Annotated in this window: 1 protein-coding gene; it reads right to left on the minus strand. The window is 38.6% G+C overall.

Going from position 1 to position 1,415, the window contains the following annotated elements; genetic code table 11:
- Positions 1-121: 121 nt before the first annotated feature.
- Positions 122-1,120: a reverse transcriptase/maturase family protein gene (locus tag BGC7_RS17530; RefSeq protein ID WP_050702758.1), complete on the minus strand. Its 999-nt coding sequence runs from the start codon at positions 1,118-1,120 to the stop codon at positions 122-124.
- Positions 1,121-1,415: the final 295 nt, after the last annotated feature.

Raw genomic sequence — 1,415 nt, forward strand, 5'->3', positions numbered from 1 at the left:
CCTATCAGGACCATGCTGTGTTTTTACTCCCTTTTGAAAAGCAATCACAATTATTTCACAGTTAATAATATCCGTAATTGATATTTTAGGCACTTCAAATATTTTACTATTGTTCTGTATCTTAATTCCAAGCTCCGAGAACTTCTTCATGCTTAATTATCGTTTTAATTAAATTTCTTGAATTAGAATATTTACACCATCCTATCCATGAGCATATCTTTATCCTGTATTCCTTTGCTGTCATTATACTTTTGTTCAACCGGGCTACACGCCTGCAAAAATTCTTCTTTATGCGTTTTCGCAGCATTGTATGTGTATGGTAGAATACATAGCCTAAAAAATCTATTCCGCGCGAGACTATGGGAAATACCTGATAGTTTTGTTTCATCTTCAGATTGAGCTTTCCGGATAAATAAGATCCGATATCTATCCGTAACCGGTGCAGATCCTCTTTACTATCGCACAGGATAACCAGATCATCAGCATACCGGTAGTAATATTTTACCTTCTTTACTTCTTTCAGCCAATGATCGAAATAGGATAAATACAGATTAGCCAGAAACTGAGAGAGGTAATTTCCGATAGGTATGCCCGGAGCAGAATCTATTATACCATCTAGCAATACCAGAAGCTTAGTGTCCTTTATTTTCTTCCGGACAATCTGTTTCAATATATCATGGTCTACAGATGGATAGAACTTTGTGATATCCATTTTCAGACAATAAGTAGTTTCTTTCCGGTTTCTCAAATCGCGCCTGATATGTTTCCATGCCCCGTGTATGCCTTTGCCCTTGATGCTTGAATAAGAATGCGAGATAAACACAGAGGTCCATATATCTTCCAATACGTTCATTATCGCATGCTGTACAACCCTGTCACTGAACGGTAAGCTATAGATGGTACGCTCTTTAGGATCGCGGATAACGAATACATTGTATTCCGATGTAACATAAGTTTCGTTCATCAATACTTTTTGTATCTGAAGAATGTTTCTATCCAGATCCTTCTCGAACTGCAATACACCTCTTGTTTTCGATTTACCTTGCTTTGCCTTACTGTAAGCTAGATAAAGATTATCCAAATCGTATATTCTACTGTATAAGTTTCCTTTTCGCTTCATGCCTTTGTTTCTTATCGGAGCGTTCGGTATTCCTACTAACACCTTTTGAATATTTGTTTTTCGCCAAGGGGCGGGGCCTTTGCTCTGATTAATGTTTTACAATTGTGGGAACCCGAACCCGCGTTCGCATTCGTGTTATCGTAATTCGAGTTCTTGAAAGCGAACGCAGAAGGACTACAGGTTCAAAGCAAACAGCCCTGTTTCTATTATTTCAGTTGAACAGCTTCCCAAACTTCAGGAAACGTTTTGCCAATATGATCGGCTGCGATCTCGCTTAAAACGCGAAGGCGGGAAC

Source organism: Dysgonomonas sp. BGC7, from assembly GCF_001261735.1.
Taxonomy (GTDB): Bacteria; Bacteroidota; Bacteroidia; order Bacteroidales; family Dysgonomonadaceae; genus Dysgonomonas.

Excerpts from the sequence above, each read along its gene's own strand:
- BGC7_RS17530 (WP_050702758.1), bottom strand. The coding sequence starts at position 1,120 with ATGAAGCGAAAAGGAAACTTATACAGTAGAATATACGATTTGGATAAT.